Here is an 18,320-nt window from a genome sequence, read left to right as displayed (position 1 = left end):
GCCCCACATGTCGGGGTACAGCCCAGGTCCGGCTTCTGTCATGATCTGTCCTGACCACGAACGAGCCGAGGAGGCCCCATGCTGCTCGGCCTCCCTGCCCACCTGGCGCCGACGGCGCTCGGCGACTCGGTGTCGAGGGCCTGCCACGCGATCGCGGCCACCGTCCTCGCGGCGGCGGCTGCCCTCCTGCTCACGAAACAGGCCGCCACGCCCGATCTGTTGCTCTGGCCCGCTCTGGTCTCGCTCCTCCCGATGGTCGTCCTGCTCGTCGTGGTCGAGCGCACGCGGTCCACGACGGCCCACCTCGCCTACCTGATCGTCGGGACCGCCGCCCTCTACTGGTACGCCGTCACCCTCTTCTCGCAGGTCGCGGCGGTGCAGGCGTCGGACGCGTTCTCGCTCTCGTTGCCCAAGATCGCCCTCATCATGGTCGGCAGCACCGCCGTCGGGCCCCGCCGGGGTCTCCTCTGGGCTGCGGCGGGGTACGCGGCGGGCGAGCTCGCCACGCAGCTGTCGACCTGGCACACGGGGGCCTCCCTGCGGCTCGACGTGACCGCCCTGCTGGCCTTCGTCCTGGTCGCGGTGGTGACCGGTCACGCCGAGGCGTCGCGGGGACGCGCGCGGTCGGCTCAGCCGCGGCTGCACCGGTCCGCACTCGAGCAGCAGGTGCAGGGCATCCGTGTCGACATCGAGCAGCAGGCCGCGGCCCTCGTCCACGACACGATCCTCGGGCATCTCGCGGCCGTGGCCACCGCCCGCCCCGGTCCTCTGTCGCCCGACACCGCGCGGTCGATCGCGGCCGATCTCGAGCTCCTCGTGGGGCGCGACTGGCTCTCACCGGGGTCGGTGCCCTCCGAGGCCGCCGTGACGGCCGCCGACGGCTGGGAGGCCAGCCGACTGCACGCGGCCGTCGAGCAGTCGCGATCGGGCGGCCTCGAGGTGGCCGTGACCGGCGACGTCTCGGCCGTCGGTCGCCTCGACCCCGTCACCGGGGACGCCCTCGGCCTGGCGGTCGCACAGTGCCTCGTGAACGTGAGCCGCCACAGCGGGGTCGACCGGGCCGAGCTCGTCGTCTTCGGCGACGGCACCGACCTCACCGTGATGGTGATCGACGACGGAGTCGGCTTCGACACGGCGGCGGTGGCCCCCGACCGTCTCGGACTGACGGCGTCGGTCGAGGGCCGTCTCACACGCGTCCACGGTCACGTGCAGGTCTGGTCATCCCCCGGCAGCGGGACGTCGATCGTCCTGCGGGTCCCGTTCGCCGCCGGGGCGCCGGTGGTCGGCGACGTCGCCACCGAGGACGGGGTGCCCGCGTGACCTTCCCCGCCCCTCCTCGTGCCCTCGGGCGCGCCTCCGATCGATCACCCCAGCAGGTCGACCCCCTCGGCGCCCTGGCGGCCCGACCGATCACCTTCGGGGCGGCCCTCGCCGCCCTGCTCGTCGCCGTGGTCGGCACGCTGCTGCGGGCCTCCGACGTGTCCTCGCCGGGGGCCGCGGTCGGTGCGCTCGTCGCCGTGGCCGCGGGTGGCGTCGCACTCGTCGTGTCGGCCGGCCCCTTGCGGGCACCGTTCGGGCCGCGGGCGCTCTGGTGCGTCGCCGCGACGTGTGCGGTGGCGGGTGTCCTGTCCGCCCTCGCCACCTCCGGCAGCAATCCCTTCGTCCGGGACGACTGGGCGGGGATCGTCTCCGGGGTGCTCCTGCTCGGGGTGGCCCCGTACCGCTCGGCACGCGAGATCCTCGCCGCCGGAGGCGCCGTGGCCGTGGTCCTCGCGCTCGTCGTCCTGGTCGAGGCGCCCGGCTTCGTCACACCGGTGCCCACCGCGTCGTACGTCGTCGTCGCCCTCACCCCGTTGCTCGCCCTGACCGCGGCGTCGGCGACCTTCTCCGGGGTCTTCGTGGCCCATGTCGAGGGGTGGGTCTCGCGGGCAACGGGATTCCGCAGGGCCAGCACCGACGACCTCAGGGTGACCCTCGCCCGGTCGGTCCAGCAGGACCGTGTCACCGTCCTCAACCGCGAGGTGGTGCCGTTCTTCGCACGGCTCGTCGAATCCGGCCGGATCGTCGAGGGGGACGCCGACGAGGCCCGGCGCGTGGCCGACGCGTTGCGCGCCTCCCTGGTGGCCGACGCCGACGCGACGTGGCTGGCCCGGCGACTCGCCGCGCCCGGCCGCCGGGTGCCGGCCGAGGTCGTCGACCCCGACCGGCTCGCCGATCTCCTGGGCCCCGGGCACCGCACCGCCCTCTGGGCGCTCGTCGCGACGGTGGACGACGTCGAGGCCGCCGACGTCCGCTCGTTCCGGGTCGCGCTCGAAGCCGAGGAGGCGCGGGTGGGCATCACGATCGAGCTCGCGTGCCGGGCCTCGGCCGTCGCCGCACGACGGTCGCTCGCCCCCTGTCTGACCGTGCTGCGCCTCGTCTCGGGCGACCTGCGGGTCGACCGGGCGCCGTCGCTTCTGACAGTAAGGTTTTCTTATGACCAGCACTGAGCCGAGCGGCCGCTCGTCCCACCGTCCGGGCTTCGGGAGGCCCGTCGCATCACCCTCCTGGGCCACCGTCGGCCCGGGTTCTGAGGCACCGCCCGCTCGTCGTGTCCGGCTCGCGATCCTCGACGACCACGAGGTGCTCCTCGACAGCCTCAGCAGCTGGATCAACGTCAACGCCTACGACTTCGACCTCGTCCTGACGGCTCACACCTGGCTGCAGCTGGTGCACAGCGACAACTTCCCGACCGACCTCGTCTTCCTCGACTTCCAGCTGAAGGAGCCCGTCTCGATCGAGGCCCGCGTGCGCACATGCCGGGCCGCCGGGGCCAAGGTCGTCGTGCTGTCCAGTCTCGACACCCGCGAGTCCCGCGAGCGTGCCCTCGAGGCGGGAGCGTCGGCGTTCCTGTCGAAGACCCTGCCCATGCGTGAGGTGATGGATGCGGCCCGCCAGGTCATGGGCGTCGCCCGCGACAACTCCCCGCAGCGCGACTGGCGTCCCCTGCCGGCCGGCGCCGCGAACCAGACCCGACCCAAGCTCAGCGCCGGCGAGGCCGAGGCGTTCCGGTTGTACGTCTCGGGCTTCAGCACCAACGAGGTCGCCGCGCAGATGAACGTGCAGTACGAGACGGCGAAGACGTTCCTCCGGCGCGTCCGCGAGAAGTACGCCAAGGCCAACCGGCCGGCCAGCAAGAAGTCCGAGCTCATCCGTCGGGCCGCCGAAGACGGTTACCTGCAGTAGTGGCCAAGCTCTACTTCCGCTACGGCGCGATGAACAGCGGCAAGAGCACGGCTCTGCTGCAGGCGGCCTACAACTACGAAGAACGCGGTCAGCGGGTCCTGCTCGCCAAGCCGGGCGTCGACACCAAGGGTGACGACGCCATCGTCTCGCGGTTGGGCGTGACCCGGGCCGCGGACGTCACCTTCGCCCCCGACGACGAGGTCCGCCAGGTCTTCTCGGCCCGCCGTGACGCGGTCCGGGCCGAGACGGGGTCGAGCCTGGCCTGTCTGCTCGTCGACGAGGCGCAGTTCCTGGCGCCGCACCAGATCGACGACCTGTTGCGCATCGCGATCCTCGACGACGTCCCCGTGCTGGCTTACGGCATCCGGACGGACTTCCGCACGGTGGCCTTCCCTGGTAGCCGGCGGCTGCTCGAGGTGGCCCATTCGCTCGAAGAGCTCAAGACGATCTGCCGCTGCGGTCGCAAGGCGGTCTTCACGGCGCGCACGGTCGGTGACCGCTTCGTGTTCGACGGCGACCAAGTGGCGATCGACGGTCAGCAGGTGACGTACGAGTCGCTCTGCGGTGCCTGCTATCTCGCCGAGTCCGGCGGCCGCCTCGCCTGACCCGTGTCGCCCGAGGGCGAACCGGCGAACACGAGAAGAAACCGGCCCTCCCCGAAGGTGGAGCCGATTCGTGTCGCCCGCAGGGCGAACCAACGAGCACAGAAAAACAAATGGCTCCACCCGAAGGTGGAGCCATTCGTTGTGGTCGGGGTAGCGGGATTCGAACCCACGACCTCCTCGTCCCGAACGAGGCGCGCTACCAAGCTGCGCCACACCCCGATGTCTTCGCGTTCTCACGTGAAGCAACCTGACAAGAATAGCCCATGTTCGGGCCTGCTCGTGTCACTCCGGTGATGCTCAGGCCGTCAGGGTCACGATCACGGCTTCGGGGCGGCACGAGAACCGCACGGGGGCGTAGATCGAGGTGCCCAGACCGGCCGAGATCTCGAGGTGTGCGGTCTTGCGGGCATGGCTCCAGGTCGTCAGACCGCTGACCTTGCTGCGCGGCAGGTCGCAGTTGGTGACGAGGGCACCGTAGCCGGGCACCTGGACCTGTCCGCCGTGGGTGTGACCACCGAAGATGACGTCGGCGCCGTTGTTGACGAACGAGTTGAGCACCCGTTGGTACGGCGCGTGGGTGACGCCGATGCTGATGGGCTCGGGTCCACCGTGGTCGTCCTGCCAGCCCACGTTCTCGCGGAGGTCGTCGAGGGCGCCGGGGATGCGGTCGAGACGGTCCCAGCCGCGGTGGGCGTCGTTGACCCCGAAGAGTTCGAGTCGCGAGCCTCGCATCTCGAGAGCACGGGCCCTGTTGTTCAGGTCGAGCCAGCCGAGCTGGTCGGTGAAGAACGATTGCATCCGGTCGACGTCGAGGTCGACGGGCGTGCGGTGGGCCTTGCTCGGTCCGCCGAAGTAGGCCAGGGGGTTCTTGGGGGAGGGTCCGTAGTAGTCGTTGGAGCCGTTGACGAAGACCCCGGGGACGCCCCGGAAGGGCTCGAGCGCGTACTCGAGTGCGGTGTGGGCGTCTTCGTGGCCTATGTTGTCGCCGGTGTTGACGATGAGGTCGGGTTCGAGCACGGCGAGGCCGCGGATCCATTCCTGCTTCTCGGCCTGCCAGGGTGCCAGGTGCAGGTCGGACAGGTGCAGGATCGTCAGCGTCCGGGAGCCGGGCTCGAGGACGGGCAACACCTCGTGCCGCACGGTGAACCGGTTGCGTTCGACGAACACGCCCCAGGCCAGCGCCCCGAGGCCGACGGCCGCGCCCGCTGCTGCGGTCACGGCCGTCGTCTGGAGGGCGCTCGGCCCGCCGGTGCTCCGTGGGCTCACGCGCAGTTGCCCGGGTCGTTGCCGTCCTTGTCGCCGTAGACGGTCAGCCCGATGGCCGAGTCCTTCGCGACGGACGTGTTGGCGGCAGGATTCGTCGAGGCGACCTGGCAGGCGTTCTTCCCGTCTCCGGGCGTGAACCCCGCGATGGACACCTTGGACGCGTCGAACCCGGCTCCGCCGATCGACTTGACCGCGTCGCCCACCTTCTGCCGGGTCACGTCCGGGACCGCGGCCGCGCCGCTGCCGTCGCTGGTGAAGACCTTCACGGTCGTGCCCTTCGACACGACGCTGCCGACGGCGGGGTCCGAGCCGATGACCTGCCCGGCGGGCAGGGCCGACGGCTGGGTGCCACCGTCCGCGTAGGCCAGGGAGACGCCCCTCAGCAGCGCCTGGGCCGCCGACGGGGTCGTGCCGGCCATGTCGGGCACGGCGACGCCCGAGCCGCGGAGCACGGCGCCCGAAGCCTCACCGAAGGCGCCTCCCGGGTACACGGTGTTGTTCACGCTCTGGACGGCCTTGAAGTACTGCACGCGCTCGGTCGCGTAGCTCCTCGACCCGGCCAGGTTGGGGGAGTTGTAGCTGCGGAGGCTCTTCTTGGGGCCGTCCGCGACGCCCTGCCACACGGCCGTGGCGATCTTCGACGTCGCGCCGATGATCCAGATCTGGTCCTTGAGGTCGGTGGTGCCGGTCTTGCCGATCTCGGGGTAGCCGTCGGCCGGGAGGCCGCCGACGCCGGTGCCGTTCCGCCAGAGGCCCTGCATGGCCACCGCGGCGGCCGCGGCGACCTGGGGGTCGACGACCTGGCTGCACGACTGCGGCTGGCCGCCGAGGTCGACACCCTTGTCGTCCTTGATGTTGTCCACGATGATCGGCGAGCAGTAGACGCCGCCCGCGGCGATCCCGGCGTACGCGGTCGCCATGGTCAGCGGCGCGATCTCGTCGGCGGTGCCGAGGATCGACGACGCGAAGTCGTGCATCTCGCCCCCGTCGGCACGGTGAACGCCGAGCTTCTTCGCGACGCCGTTGATGTCGGCGATGTCGAGCTTCTCGGCCATGGCCGCGTAGGCCGTGTTCATCGACTTGGCCGTCGCGTCCGCGACGCTCATCTGGCCGGGCTGCTCGCCCGCGTCGTTCTTGGGGGTGTACTTGTTGCCCCGGCTGCCGTCGATGGTCATGTTGAACGTCCGTGGCTTGGCGTTGACGCTCTCGTAGATGCCGTGCCCCTGCTCGAGCCAGTCGATGAGGGTGAAGGGCTTGTAGGTCGAACCGGGCTGGAAGCCGATCGATCCGCCGTAGTCCCGGTCGGTGCTGTAGTTGACCGAGGTGAGCGTACGGTCGGGGCTCGACGTCTCGGAGAACGTGGTGTTCTGCGCCATCACGACGACCCGGCCGGTGCCGGCCTCGACGCTGTCGACCACGCTGCCCAGTTGGAAGTTGGCCTCACTGGCGGGAGCGTACTTGTCGACCTGCGCCTTGGCGTTCTCGTTGAGGTCGAGGTTCAGCGTCGTGTAGACGTCGTAACCGCCGGTGTTCCAGTTCGCCTGGCGCTCTTCGGGGGTGGAGCCCAGGACGGCGAGGTCCTTGATGCTCTTCTTCACGTAGTCGCAGAAGTAGGCGGCCGAGGGGACCGTGACCGCGCCGCAGCCCTGTGACGGCGCCGTGAGGACGACGTAGCTCTCGACGGGCGTGGCCAGCGAGGCGTCCGCCGTCGCCTGGTCGATGTCCTTCTCGGCGAGCATCGACTTGATGATGACGTCGCGACGCGCCTTGTTGGCCGGGTATTTCTCGGGCGTCGACATGTTGCGCGAGTCCGGGTACTGGACGATCGCGATGAGGCTCGCGGCCTCGGGGACCGTCAGCTCGGCCGCGCTCTTGTTGTAGTAGTGCTGGGCGGCGGCCTGTACGCCGTAGGTCTGGTCGCCGAAGTACGCGATGTTGAGGTAGGCCAGCAGGATGTCGTCCTTGCTGTACTTCTTCTCGAGCCCGATCGCGAACTTCATCTCTTCCAGCTTGCGGTCGAGGGTCGTGGTGGTCGCCTCCTTGTAGGCGGCGTCGCGTTCGTCCGCCGTCGGCAGCTGCTGCGACTGCGCGATGCGGATGTTGCGGACGAGCTGCATCGTCAGGGTCGAGCCACCACCGCTGGCACCCAGCTCGCCGGCGCCCGCGGAGCCCACGGCCGCGCGCACGAGGGAGGTGACGTCGACGCCGCCGTGCTCGTAGAAGCGACGGTCCTCGCCGGCGACGACGGCGGTCTTGAGGTTCGGGCTGACCTCGTCCCACGAGAGTTCGACGCGGTTCTCGCTGTAGAGGGTCGCGAAGGGGACCTGCTGCCCGCCCTGGGTCGCGTACAGCGTGTTGCGCTGCTGCAGCTTGCCGATCTCGATGTACTCGGGGATCGACTCGAAGACGCCGATCGAACTCGAGGCCGTCATGCCGGCGACCGCGATGGCCGGCGTCACGCCGATGGTCACCAGGAGGCCGGCCAGGACGCTGAAGCCGACGAATCCGAAGAGTGCCCCGATGGCGGACGTGGGCTTCGATTTTTGGGCAGACATAGGATCAGGGTAAGCGACATCGCCGATTTTCAAGCTGAACGGAAGCCGAAATGGTCCTTTGGGAGTACACGACGACGCCCCTGCTGGTGCACAACAGCACGGCGATCCTCAACAACTGGGGCTCCGACGGATGGGAACTCGTCCAGGTGACCCAGGGGCCCGAGGGCGGTCCCGTCGCGTGGCTGAAGCGCCCCCGGCAGGACGCCTGATGACGACGGTCGACGAGCGACTGGCCGAGCTCGGTCTCGTCCTCCCTCCCGTCGCGGCACCCGCGGGCTCGTACGTCCCGGCCCTCCGCACGGGGTCGCTCGTCTACACCGCGGGGCAGCTGCCGTTCGTCGACGGTCAGCTGCCGACCACGGGCAAGGTGGGTGACGGTCACGGGCTGGTCGAGCCCGCCGAGGCGCAGGTGCTGGCCGCGACCTGCGTGCTGAACGCCCTGGCCGCCGCGGCGACGGTGCTCGACTCGCTCGACGACGTCGTCCGCGTCGTCAAGCTGACCGGTTTCGTCGCCTCCGATCCCGACTTCTCCGGCCAGCCCGGGGTGATCAACGGCGCGTCCGACCTCCTCGGGCAGATCTTCGGCGAGGCCGGGCGTCACGCCCGGAGCGCCGTCGGGGTCGCCGTGCTGCCGCTCGACTCGCCCGTCGAGGTCGAACTCGTCCTCGAGGTCCGCTGACGCGCCTCCTCGTCCGGTCGTGACGACGGCCCCTCCTCGCGACGAGGAGGGGCCGTCGTCACGCCGGGGTCAGCGCATCTCGGCGGTGATCACCGACATGACTGACGTGTCCGCCAGCGTGGTCGTGTCGCCGACCTCGCGGCCCTCCGCCACGTCCCTCAGCAGGCGACGCATGATCTTGCCCGAGCGCGTCTTCGGCAGCTCGTCGACGAGCACCACGGTGCGCGGTCGCGCGATCGCGCCGATCTGGTGGGCGACGTGCGCGCGCAGGGTGGCCACCGCCTCCTCGGGGGTCTGCGTCGTCCTCGCCTTGTTCCGCAGGATGACGAACGCGACCACCGCCTGACCGGTGGTCTCGTCGGCGGCACCGACGACCGCCGACTCGGCGACGATGGGGTGCGACACGAGGGCCGACTCGATCTCGGCGGTCGACAGACGGTGACCCGAGACGTTCATCACGTCGTCGACCCGGCCGAGCAGCCAGATGTCGCCGTCCTCGTCGCGGCGGGCACCGTCGCCGGCGAAGTAGCGGTCGCCGAAGCGGCTCCAGTACGTCTCGACGTAGCGGTCCGGGTCACCCCAGATGCCTCGCAGCATCGACGGCCACGGCTCGGACACGACCAGGAGGCCGCTCTCGCCGTTCGCCACCGGGGTGCCGTGGTCGTCCACCACGTCGACCGAGATCCCCGGCAGGGGGGTCTGGGCCGACCCGGGCTTGGTGGTGGTGACACCCGGCAGCGCCGAGATCATCTGCGCACCCGTCTCGGTCTGCCACCACGTGTCGACGATGGGCGTCCGGCCGGCGCCGATCACCTCGCGGAACCACAGCCAGGCCTCCGGGTTGATGGGCTCGCCGACCGACCCCAGGAGGCGCAGGGACGTCAGGTCGCGGGCCGCCGGGATCTCCCTCCCGGACTTCATGAAGCCCCGGATGGCCGTGGGGGCGGTGTAGAAGATCGTCACCCCGTACTTCTCGACGAGGTCCCACCAGCGGCCCGGTGCGGGGAAGTCGGGGGTGCCCTCGTAGAGCACCTGCGTCGCACCGTTGGCGAGCGGGCCGTAGACGACGTAGCTGTGTCCGGTGATCCACCCGACGTCCGCCGTGCACCAGTAGACGTCGGTCTCGGGGTGCAGGTCGAAGACGACGGAGTGGCTGTAGGCGACCTGCGTGAGGTAGCCCCCGGAGGTGTGCAGGATGCCCTTGGGCTTCCCGGTCGTGCCGCTCGTGTACAGGATGAAGAGCGGGTGCTCGGCCTCGAACGGTTCGGCGACGTGTTCGGCGTCCACGGTCTCGATCGCGTCGTGCCACCAGACGTCGCGTCCGTCGGTCCAGTCGACGTCGTTGCCGCCTCGTCGGACGACGAGGACGTGCTCGACCGTCGAGTCGCCGTCCACCGCCAGGGCCTCGTCCACGGCGGCCTTGAGCGGGGAGACCGCTCCCTTGCGCCAGCCTCCGTCCGCCGTGATGACCAGGCGAGCACCGGCGTCGTCGATGCGCGCGCGCAGGCTCTCGGCGCTGAAGCCGCCGAAGACGACCGAGTGGACCGCTCCGATCCGGGCCACGGCGAGCATGGTCACCACGGCCTCCGGGATCTGCGGGAGGTAGACGACGACGCGGTCGCCCGCCTGCACGCCGAGTGACAGCAGCAGGTTCGCCGCGCGCTTGACCTCGTCGGTGAGCTCGGCGTAGGTCACCGAGCGGGCGTCACCGGGCTCGCCCTCCCAGTGCAGCGCGACGCGATCCCCGTGCCCTGCCTCGACGTGACGATCGAGGCAGTTGTAGGCGACGTTCAGCGTTCCGTCGGCGAACCACCGGGCGAAGGGCGCGTCCGACCAGTCGAGCGTCTCGGTCGGGACCCGGTCCCACGTGAGCCGCTCGCGGGCCTGCTCGCCCCAGAAGGCGAGGCGGTCGGCTGCGGCTCGTCCGGCGAGGTCCGAGCCGGCGACGGCCGTCCGGGCGAAGTCGGCAGGCGGGGGGAAGGTGCGTCCTTCGGTGGATCGGTCGTCGGTGCCGTCGAGCATCGCAAGTCCTCTCGCGTCGTTGCGTGAACCGCGGCTCGGAGCCGCGCCGACGACCTTACTCCGGAGGTCCCACCGGGCAAGGGCGGGCCGCGCGTGCGTGGCGGCCGGACGACGTGGTGTTCCGGAGCCGACCTGGGGTACACTTGGCGAGTCGGATTCAATTCCGACGTGCGTCGTGCTGATTCCCCCCAATCGCCCGGCGCACGTGGCGGCACCGGTTCCCCCCAACCGGTGCCGCCCCTCTCTTTTAACCCGGCGGTCGCCCGGGTGGATGGACGGCTCGTCCCCAAGGGCGTTCATCGACGATCCGTCCCCACGGTGCTCTACCGATCTGTCTGTGCCGACCGGGCGCTCCCTACGGTCGGGACCATGTCCTCCGCGCCTCAGCTCGACACCGCCGGTCACCCGTCCCTCACCCTCCGTCACCCTCCGTCCCGCTTCACCCTGCCTCCTGTTCCGGCCCTCGGCATGGACCGGGGTACAGACGCTCGATTCGGGGTACAAGGGCGCCTCGCGCGACCCGAGCGTTCCGCATTCGGGCCCCTGGGGCGCCTCCTCGACGATCCGGCCGTCACCGACGTCTTCGTGACCGGCGGCGTGGGCGTCTGGGTCGATCGCGGCGACGGGGCCGAGCCCGAGACGAGCGTCCATCTCTCCGAGGCCTCGGCTCGGCAGGTCGCGGTGCGCCTGGTCTCGCTCGGGGGACGCCACGTCGACGAGTCGAGTCCGTGCGTCGACGTGCGCCTGGGCGACGGTCTCCGGGTCCACGTCGTCCTGCCTCCGCTGGCGGTCGCGGGGACGGCGATCTCGATCCGGGTGCCCCGGGTCGAGTCGATGTCGCTCCTCGACCTCGATCGTCGGGGGTTCTTCCCCGCGGGGGCCCTCGAGGCGGTGACCGGCTGCGTGGAGCGCCGTGCCAACGTCCTGGTCAGCGGGTCGGGCGGGGCCGGCAAGACCACGTTCCTCGCCGCACTGTTGTCCGAGGCTCCCGTCTCCGACCGCATCGTCACCATCGAGGACGTCGCCGAGTTGCGGCCACGCCATCCACACGTCGTGGCGCTCGAGACGCGGCAGCCCAATCTCGAGGGAGCGGGTGGAGTCGACCTGTCCCGTCTCGTCCGCGAGGCGCTGCGGATGCGACCCGACCGTCTCGTCGTGGGCGAGGTCCGCGGGCCGGAGATCCGCGACCTGCTCTCGGCCCTGAACACCGGGCACGACGGAGGCGCGGGCACGGTCCACGCCAACGGTCTGGACGACGTCCCCTCACGACTCGAGGCGCTCGGAGCACTCGCCGGGCTCGGGGTGGACGCACTCGCCCGGCAGGCCGTCAGCGCGATCGACGCCGTGTTCCACCTCGAGCGACGCGACGGTCGTCGGAGGCTCGCCGAGATCGGCCATCTCGCGGTGACGCCCGAGGGGCGCCTGGTCGCGCGGACGGGGTCACGGGGGTGACCGGTGGTCCGGGCCGTCGTCCCGGGGGTCCGGGCCCCGGGCACCGGAGGACGCGGCGGTCACGACTCACGCCGGCCGCCGTCCTGGTCGAACGCCTCGCCGTCCTCATCGGTGCAGGGGTCGCGCCCGCGAGGGCCTGGGGCCACGTCGGCGCGGTCGAACCCCCGGGCGCGATCCGACGGCTCGCCGAGGCGGTCGCGCTCGACGGCGGCGACGGCGTCGCGGTGTCGACGAGCCTCGTGTCCCGGCTCGACACCCGACCCTTCGAGGGCGCCCAGGACCCCGACGGGCACGACCGCACCTGGAGGCAGGTCGCCTGCGCCTGGCGCGTGGCCGAGACGAGTGGGGCCCCGTTGGCCGATTGCCTCCACTCCCTCGTGTCGGCCCTCAGGGCGGCCGACGAGGCGCGCCGTGACGTCCAGGTCGCCCTGAGCGGGCCACGGGCGACCGCGAACGTGGTCCTCGCCCTCCCGCCGGTGGGTCTCCTCTTCTCCCTGGGGCTGGGCTTCGACACCGGTGCGGTACTCGTCGGCACCCCGATCGGATGGGCGTGCGTCGGCGTCGCCGGCGGACTCGTGATGGTCGCCCGTCGGTGGAACGCCCGACTCGTGCGCGGCGCCCTCCCGTCGTCGAGGGTGCCGGGCCTGCGCCCCGAACTCCTCGCCGTGGCGTTGTCGGGGGGAGCCTCGTGGTCGGCGGGCCTCGCCACCGTCGACGAGGCGATCGTCTCGTGCGGGATCGAGGCCGCGGTCACCGAGCCACCAGGAGGCGCGGGCCCGGTCGGCGAGTCCGCCGACCGGGTCGAGCGGCGTCGGTGCGAGGCGGTCCTCGACCTGTCCCGTCGTGCGGGGGCACCGGCGGGGTTGCTCCTGCGGTCCGAGGCCCGCGAGCTGCGGCTGGAGGCCCGGACGGCCGCCCAGGCCGCCGCGGGCCGCCTCGGCGTCACCCTGATGCTGCCGCTCGGCGTGTGCATCCTGCCGGCGTTCCTGGTCATCGGGGTCGTGCCGCTGGTCGTCTCGCTCGTGTCGTCCACAGCGGGTTCCTGGTGATCGGTCGTCCCCAGCACGGTGCGACGTCTGCAGGCCGTCCGCGGAATGCCGCCAGGCTCGGAACGACACCGATGAGGTGCCGACACCCACGAGAGGAACATCATGACCGTTGCCGAGACCACGTCGCCCGCCGTCCCCACGTCAGGCCCTCCGTCCCCAACTCGCCGTGCCTCCCCGGCCGGCCGCCTCGCCCCGTTCGGCCGCCTCGCCTCGGTCGCGCGTCGCGTCGCCCGGGCCGACGACGGTGCCGCCACGGCCGAGTACGCCATCGTGATCATGGCCGCGGTGGGCTTCGCCGGCCTGCTCGTCACGATCATGAGGTCGGACGAGGTCCGGAGCATCCTCTCCGACCTGGTCCGGTCCGCCCTGTCGGTCGGGTGATCGCCGTGACGACCGGGGTCCGTGCGCGCCTCGTCCGTCTCCTCCGTCGAGTGGACGACGAGAGGGGAAGCGCGACGGTCGAGTTCGCGATGACGATGCCCGCCCTGATCCTGGTCGTCTCGTTCGTCGCGGCGAGCCTGGGCGTGACCTCGCAGTCGGTCCGCCTCGCCGACGCCGCCGCCGTGGTCGCCCGGCAGACCGCCCGGGGCGACCGTGGTTCGGTGGGCTCGACCCTCGCCCGGCTCGCGCCGGGCGCGGCGGTGTCCGAGTCCGTCACCGCCGACCTCGTCTGCGTCGACCTCCGCCGGCAGGTACGGCTCGGTCTCGTCGGCGAGGTCGCGTTGGCCTCCCGCAGCTGCGCACCGCGGGCCGGGGGATGACCGTCCGCCAGCTCCTCGGGAGCGACCGCGGCAGCTCGAGCGTGCTGGCGGCCGGCGGGCTCGTGACGATCACCGTCCTCGCCGTCGCTCTCGTCGGATCGCACTCGGCCCTCGCGGTCCGCTCGCGCACGGCCGGGGCGGCCGACGCGTCGGCGCTCGCCGCAGCCGACGCCCTGTCGGGGGCCGTCGTCGGTGCCGCCTGCGACCGCGCCGCCGCGACCGCCGAGGCGAACGGCGTCTCTCTCTCGGCCTGCGTCGTCGCGGGTGCGGAGGTCACGGTGGAGGTCTCGACGACCTTCGGTCCCCTCGACGTCGGGGCCCGGGCGACCGCCGGTCCGCCGCCCGCGACGGCCCCGTCCCGGGGCGGCGGCCCGTGAAGGGGGCCCGGGCGTCGGGTGTGTATGGTGTGGCTGTCGGCTGCACGGCTCCCGACGTTCCTCGGGGTCGGTGGGAGCGATCGAGCACCCCGTCCTCGCCCTGCAGCCCCTCGCCCGGTCCGTCGGACCGGGTCGCCGCACCACCACCCAAGGAGTCCCGTGCCAGGCACGAAGAAACTGGTCATCGTCGAGTCGCCCGCCAAGGCCAAGACGATCGGGCAGTACCTCGGCGACGGATACGAGGTGCTGGCCTCCGTCGGTCACATCCGCGACCTCGTCGAGCCCAAGAACCTCCCGGCCGAGCTGAAGAAGGGGTCGATGGGCAAGTTCTCCGTCGACGTCGAGAACGGCTTCGAGCCCTATTACGTCGTCTCCGACGCCAAGAAGAAGACGGTCTCCGACCTCAAGCGCGCGCTGAAGAACGCCGACGAGCTCTACCTCGCGACAGACGAGGACCGCGAGGGCGAGGCCATCGCGTGGCACCTCCTGCAAGAGCTCAAGCCCAAGGTGCCGGTCAAGCGCATGGTGTTCCACGAGATCACGAAGGACGCCATCCAGAAGGCGCAGGAGAACACCCGCGACCTCGACACCGCCCTGGTCGATGCGCAAGAGACCCGTCGCATCCTCGACCGCCTCTACGGCTACGAGGTCTCGCCCGTGCTGTGGCGCAAGGTCGGCCCCGGTCTCTCGGCCGGGCGCGTGCAGTCGGCGGCGACCCGTCTCGTCGTCGACCGCGAGCGTGAACGCCTCGCCTTCGTCTCCGCCTCCTACTGGGACCTCACCGCGACCTTCGAGCCCGTCGCGGCCGAGGGGGAGTCGAAGGTCGCCTTCGGGTCACGCCTCGTCCGCGTCAACGGAGGACGCGTGGCCGCGGGGCGCGACTTCGACGACCGGGGCCGCTTGAAGAACGATGCCGTCGCGCTCGACGAGGCGGCGTCGCGGGCGCTCGCCGAGGCGCTGGGTTCGTCGGACGTCGAGATCGTCGTCGGCTCGGTGGACTCGAAGCCCTACACCCGCCGACCGGCGGCTCCCTTCACGACGTCGACCCTCCAACAGGAGGCAGCGCGCAAGCTGCGCTTCTCGGCCCGACAGACCATGAGCGTCGCGCAGTCGCTCTACGAGAACGGCCACATCACCTACATGCGCACCGACTCGCCGGCGCTGTCGCAGCAGGCGATCGGTGCGGCGCGCAGCCAGGCGGCCAAGCTCTACGGGTCCGACACCGTCCCCGACAAGCCCCGGCTGTACACAGGCAAGAGCAAGAACGCCCAGGAGGCGCACGAGGCCATCCGTCCGTCGGGCGACACCTTCAAGACGCCGTCCGAGATGCAGAACGTCCTGCGGGGCAACGACTGGAAGCTCTACGACCTCATCTGGAAGCGCACGGTCGCCTCGCAGATGGCGGACGCCAAGGGCTCGACCGCCTCGGTCGTCGTCTCGGCGACGACCTCGGGACTCGTCGAGGGCATCGCGCCTCGCGCCGCCGCCGGGACGCTCGCCGAGTTCGCCGCGTCCGGCACGGTGATCACCTTCCGCGGGTTCCTCAACGCCTACGAAGAGGGGCGTGACGAGGACCGTCACGGAGCAGCCGAGCCGGCCGAGGCCAAGCTGCCCCCGCTGACCGCCGGTCAGGCGCTCGGCCTCGACGAGGTCGAGGCGAAGGGCCACGACACGTCGGCACCGCCGCGCTACACCGAGGCGAGCCTCGTCAAGACCCTGGAAGAGCTCGGCATCGGACGCCCCTCGACCTACGCCGCCATCATGTCGACCATCGTCGACCGTGGCTACGTCACCCCTCGCGGAACGGCCCTCGTCCCGAACTGGATCGCCTTCTCGGTGGTCCGTCTGCTCGAGGACTACTTCGCCGACCTGGTCGAGTACGACTTCACGGCCAGCATGGAGGACGACCTCGACCTCATCGCCGGTGGTGACGCCGACCGCGTGGACTGGTTGAACGGCTTCTACTTCGGCAACGAGTCGCACCGTGGTCTCCGCAAGGTCATCGACAACCTGGGCGAGATCGACGCGCGCGACATCAACTCCATCGTGCTCGCCGACGGCGTGACCCTGCGCATCGGTCGCTACGGCCCCTACCTCGAGGCGCCGGGCGACGACCCCGAGACGCCCCGTCGGGTCAACGTTCCCGAGGACCTCGCCCCCGACGAGTTGACGGCCGAGAAGGCCCGCGAGCTCATCGACGCTCCCGTCGTCGGCGACCGCGTGCTGGGTCTGAACCCCGAGACGGGCAAGGAGGTCATCGCGAAGGACGGCCGCTTCGGCCCGTACGTGACCGAGCGGGCCCCCGAGTCGGCGACCGACGAGATCACGGCCGACCCGGCGACGGGCGAGGTGACCGAGTCGTCGTCCGCCGCCGCGACCACGACCGGGGCGAAGAAGGCTCCGGCGAAGAAGGCCCCCGCCAAGAAGGCCGCCGCTCCGAAAGAACGCACGGCGTCGCTCTTCAAGAGCATGGGCGTCGACACGGTCGACCTCGACACGGCGCTGCGGCTGCTCGACCTGCCCCGGACCGTCGGCACCGACCCCGAGAGCGGCGACGAGATCCAGGCGCAGAACGGGCGCTACGGCCCCTACCTCAAGAAGGGCACCGACACCCGGTCGTTGACCAGCGAGGACCAGATCTTCGAGATCGACCTGCCCGGGGCGCTCGAGCTCTACGCCCAGCCGAAGTACGGTGCCCGCAAGGCCAGCAGCTCCCTGAAGGAGTTCGAGGCCGATCCGGTGAGCGGCAAGCCCATCAAGGTGAAGGACGGCCGGTTCGGCCCGTACGTCACCGACGGCGAGACGAACGCGACCATCCCGCGGGGCGAGACGGTGGAAGAGGTCGACTTCGACCGCGCCGTCCAGCTGCTCGCCGACAAGCGGGCCAAGGGTCCGGCCAAACCCAAGGCGGCCGCCAAGAAGGCTCCGGCCAAGAAGGCACCCGCCAAGAAGGCCGCCACGGCCAAGGCGCCGGCCAAGAAGGCCACCACCGCGAAGACGGCCACCGCCAAGACGACCACCGCGGCGAAGAAGGCGCCGGCTGCGAAGACGCCGGCCCCGAAGGCCCCGGCGGCCGAGTGACTGGCGGGGTAGGCCCTCGAGTCGAGGGCGCACGCTGACCATGCCCCTCTGGGAACACCTCACGGGTCAGCCCGACGCCATCGAGGCGTTGACAGCGGCGGCTTCCACCCAGCCCGGCAACGCCTCGATGACCCATTCGTGGCTCATCACCGGCCCGCCCGGCTCGGGTCGCTCCAACCTCGCCTACGCCTTCGCGGCCGCGTTGCTCTCACGAGAGCCGGCCGACGAGGAGGCGACCCTCCGGCAGGTCGCCGCGAGGTCGCATCCCGACCTCGCGGTCCTCAGCACGGAACGCATCATCATCACGATCGACGAGGTCCGGTCCCTGGTCGCGGCGAGCCAGTTCTCGCCGTCGGTGGGTCGCTACCGGGTGGTCGTCATCGAGGACGCCGACCGCATGACCGAGCGCACCTCGAACCTCCTGCTCAAGGCGCTCGAAGAGCCGCCACCCCGGACGGTCTGGCTGCTGTGCGCCCCGAGTGAGGCCGACCTCATCCCGACGATCCGCTCCCGCGTCCGCAGCGTGCGCCTCCGCATGCCCGCCGTGGCCGACGTCGCCGCGCTCCTCGAGGACCGCGACGGGGTGGAGTCGGAGATCGCCCTCGTGGCGGCCCGGGAGGCCCAGAGCCACATCGGCATGGCGCGGCGCCTGGCGCTCGACTCCTCGGCGAGGTCGCGACGTCGTCAGACCCTCGAGACCGCCCTGGGCATCCGCAGCGTCTCGGACGCCGTCATCGCGGCGGCGACCCTGCTCGCGGTGGCGGGCGACGACGCCAAGGCGATCACGGAAGAGCGTGACGCCGAAGAACGGGCGAGCGCGCTGCGCTCCCTGGGCGTCGAGCCCGGCGGCACCGTGCCTCCGGCGTTGCGGAGCCAGCTGCGCGCCCTCGAGGACGACCAGAAACGCCGCGCGACCCGGAGCCTCCGCGACGGGATCGATCGCATCATGGTCGACCTCCTCTCGCTGTACCGCGACGTCCTGCTGCTGCAGCTGGGCGTCGACGAGCAGCCCATCAACGAGGCCATCCGGGCACAGCTCGACGCCGCGGCGACCGCTTCCACCCCGGCCGCGACCCTGGCCGTCCTCGACGCGATCGCCCTGGCCCGCCGCCGCATCGAGGCCAACGTGTCGCCGGCCATGGCGCTCGAAGCCATGCTGGTGGTCGTCAGTCGTCACGCCACCCGCTGACCGCCACGGCGACACCGGCCCGGCGGCACCGGCGCGAGCGCCGGATCGGCGGGGGGCGT

At 71.4% G+C, this 18,320-nt stretch carries 16 protein-coding genes and 1 tRNA gene; 13 read left to right on the top strand and 4 right to left on the bottom strand.

Translation table 11 applies throughout. From position 1 onward, the window contains the following. Positions 1-78: 78 nt before the first annotated feature. From ACVJ1F_RS13005 to ACVJ1F_RS12990, 4 genes are read left to right on the top strand one after another with little or no spacing between them, the layout of a single operon-like run. Entirely contained in the window at positions 79-1,320 is a 1,242-nt protein-coding gene (locus tag ACVJ1F_RS13005) for a sensor histidine kinase (RefSeq protein ID WP_456886700.1), read from the top strand. Next, a complete protein-coding gene (locus tag ACVJ1F_RS13000) occupies positions 1,317-2,489 on the top strand; it encodes a hypothetical protein (protein ID WP_456886698.1) in 1,173 nt (390 codons plus the stop codon). The genes ACVJ1F_RS13005 and ACVJ1F_RS13000 overlap by 4 nt, the downstream gene beginning before the upstream one ends. Continuing rightward, complete coding sequence (locus ACVJ1F_RS12995) at positions 2,476-3,225, top strand: response regulator transcription factor (RefSeq protein ID WP_082460304.1); 750 nt, start codon at positions 2,476-2,478, stop codon at positions 3,223-3,225. Before ACVJ1F_RS13000 ends, ACVJ1F_RS12995 begins: the two co-directional genes overlap by 14 nt. Next, the gene (locus ACVJ1F_RS12990; protein WP_056046465.1) at positions 3,225-3,830 is read left to right on the top strand and encodes a thymidine kinase; all 606 of its coding nucleotides are present in this window, start codon (positions 3,225-3,227) and stop codon (positions 3,828-3,830) included. The genes ACVJ1F_RS12995 and ACVJ1F_RS12990 overlap by 1 nt, the downstream gene beginning before the upstream one ends. A gap of 142 nt (positions 3,831-3,972) precedes the next feature. On the opposite strand, the gene ACVJ1F_RS12985 is transcribed toward ACVJ1F_RS12990, so the two are convergent. The 3 genes from ACVJ1F_RS12985 to ACVJ1F_RS12975 all read right to left on the bottom strand — a co-directional run bounded on the left by ACVJ1F_RS12985 (position 3,973) and on the right by ACVJ1F_RS12975 (position 7,651). After that, positions 3,973-4,049 (bottom strand) — tRNA-Pro (locus ACVJ1F_RS12985). A gap of 78 nt (positions 4,050-4,127) precedes the next feature. Beyond that, a complete protein-coding gene (locus tag ACVJ1F_RS12980; RefSeq protein ID WP_123570827.1) occupies positions 4,128-5,048 on the bottom strand; it encodes a metallophosphoesterase in 921 nt (306 codons plus the stop codon). Between the two features lie 44 nt (positions 5,049-5,092). Next, positions 5,093-7,651 (bottom strand): transglycosylase domain-containing protein, encoded by a 2,559-nt coding sequence (locus ACVJ1F_RS12975; RefSeq protein ID WP_456886695.1) that lies wholly within the window; start codon positions 7,649-7,651, stop codon positions 5,093-5,095. A gap of 50 nt (positions 7,652-7,701) precedes the next feature. Here ACVJ1F_RS12975 and ACVJ1F_RS12970 point away from each other — a divergent pair, with 50 nt between their 5' ends. Both ACVJ1F_RS12970 and ACVJ1F_RS12965 read left to right on the top strand, forming a co-directional pair. Beyond that, complete coding sequence (locus ACVJ1F_RS12970) at positions 7,702-7,860, top strand: hypothetical protein (protein WP_167599048.1); 159 nt, start codon at positions 7,702-7,704, stop codon at positions 7,858-7,860. Beyond that, complete coding sequence (locus ACVJ1F_RS12965) at positions 7,860-8,330, top strand: RidA family protein (RefSeq protein WP_456886692.1); 471 nt, start codon at positions 7,860-7,862, stop codon at positions 8,328-8,330. The genes ACVJ1F_RS12970 and ACVJ1F_RS12965 overlap by 1 nt, the downstream gene beginning before the upstream one ends. Before the next feature lie 69 nt (positions 8,331-8,399). Here ACVJ1F_RS12965 and acs read toward each other — a convergent pair whose 3' ends face one another. Continuing rightward, a complete protein-coding gene (acs, locus tag ACVJ1F_RS12960) occupies positions 8,400-10,352 on the bottom strand; it encodes an acetate--CoA ligase (protein WP_456886690.1) in 1,953 nt (650 codons plus the stop codon). A 369-nt stretch (positions 10,353-10,721) separates the two neighbouring features. Here acs and ACVJ1F_RS12955 point away from each other — a divergent pair, with 369 nt between their 5' ends. The 7 genes from ACVJ1F_RS12955 (at position 10,722) to ACVJ1F_RS12925 (ending at position 18,261) form a co-directional block, all read left to right on the top strand. Next, a complete protein-coding gene (locus ACVJ1F_RS12955) occupies positions 10,722-11,804 on the top strand; it encodes a TadA family conjugal transfer-associated ATPase (RefSeq protein ID WP_456886688.1) in 1,083 nt (360 codons plus the stop codon). Further along, on the top strand, positions 11,801-12,853 hold the full coding sequence (locus tag ACVJ1F_RS12950; protein ID WP_456886686.1) for a type II secretion system F family protein: 1,053 nt from the start codon (positions 11,801-11,803) through the stop codon (positions 12,851-12,853). Before ACVJ1F_RS12955 ends, ACVJ1F_RS12950 begins: the two co-directional genes overlap by 4 nt. Positions 12,854-12,955: 102 nt before the next feature. Then, entirely contained in the window at positions 12,956-13,234 is a 279-nt protein-coding gene (locus ACVJ1F_RS12945; protein WP_456886685.1) for a DUF4244 domain-containing protein, read from the top strand. Positions 13,235-13,239: 5 nt separating this feature from the next. Further along, a complete protein-coding gene (locus tag ACVJ1F_RS12940; protein ID WP_277959182.1) occupies positions 13,240-13,614 on the top strand; it encodes a TadE family type IV pilus minor pilin in 375 nt (124 codons plus the stop codon). Then, the gene (locus tag ACVJ1F_RS12935) at positions 13,611-13,991 is read left to right on the top strand and encodes an Rv3654c family TadE-like protein (protein WP_123570478.1); all 381 of its coding nucleotides are present in this window, start codon (positions 13,611-13,613) and stop codon (positions 13,989-13,991) included. Before ACVJ1F_RS12940 ends, ACVJ1F_RS12935 begins: the two co-directional genes overlap by 4 nt. Positions 13,992-14,150: 159 nt before the next feature. After that, positions 14,151-17,072, top strand: coding sequence for a type I DNA topoisomerase (gene topA, locus ACVJ1F_RS12930; RefSeq protein WP_456886682.1), 2,922 nt, complete (start codon positions 14,151-14,153; stop codon positions 17,070-17,072). 40 nt (positions 17,073-17,112) lie between these two features. After that, positions 17,113-18,261, top strand: a complete 1,149-nt coding sequence (locus ACVJ1F_RS12925) for a DNA polymerase III subunit delta' (RefSeq protein WP_200413110.1) — start codon at positions 17,113-17,115, stop codon at positions 18,259-18,261. Positions 18,262-18,320: the final 59 nt, after the last annotated feature.

It is taken from the genome of Frigoribacterium sp. 2355, from assembly GCF_054060695.1.
This window is presented reverse-complemented; position numbering and strand designations above follow the sequence as displayed.

Bases quoted from the DNA above. Each gene is read 5' to 3' on its own strand.
- ACVJ1F_RS13005 (WP_456886700.1), top strand. From the start codon at position 79: ATGCTGCTCGGCCTCCCTGCCCACCTGGCGCCGACGGCGCTCGGCGAC.
- ACVJ1F_RS12995 (WP_082460304.1), top strand. From the start codon at position 2,476: ATGACCAGCACTGAGCCGAGCGGCCGCTCGTCCCACCGTCCGGGCTTC.
- ACVJ1F_RS12975 (WP_456886695.1), bottom strand. From the start codon at position 7,651: ATGTCTGCCCAAAAATCGAAGCCCACGTCCGCCATCGGGGCACTCTTC.
- ACVJ1F_RS12970 (WP_167599048.1), top strand. From the start codon at position 7,702: ATGGTCCTTTGGGAGTACACGACGACGCCCCTGCTGGTGCACAACAGC.
- ACVJ1F_RS12965 (WP_456886692.1), top strand. From the start codon at position 7,860: ATGACGACGGTCGACGAGCGACTGGCCGAGCTCGGTCTCGTCCTCCCT.
- acs (WP_456886690.1), bottom strand. From the start codon at position 10,352: ATGCTCGACGGCACCGACGACCGATCCACCGAAGGACGCACCTTCCCC.
- ACVJ1F_RS12955 (WP_456886688.1), top strand. From the start codon at position 10,722: ATGTCCTCCGCGCCTCAGCTCGACACCGCCGGTCACCCGTCCCTCACC.
- ACVJ1F_RS12945 (WP_456886685.1), top strand. From the start codon at position 12,956: ATGACCGTTGCCGAGACCACGTCGCCCGCCGTCCCCACGTCAGGCCCT.
- ACVJ1F_RS12935 (WP_123570478.1), top strand. From the start codon at position 13,611: ATGACCGTCCGCCAGCTCCTCGGGAGCGACCGCGGCAGCTCGAGCGTG.
- ACVJ1F_RS12925 (WP_200413110.1), top strand. From the start codon at position 17,113: ATGCCCCTCTGGGAACACCTCACGGGTCAGCCCGACGCCATCGAGGCG.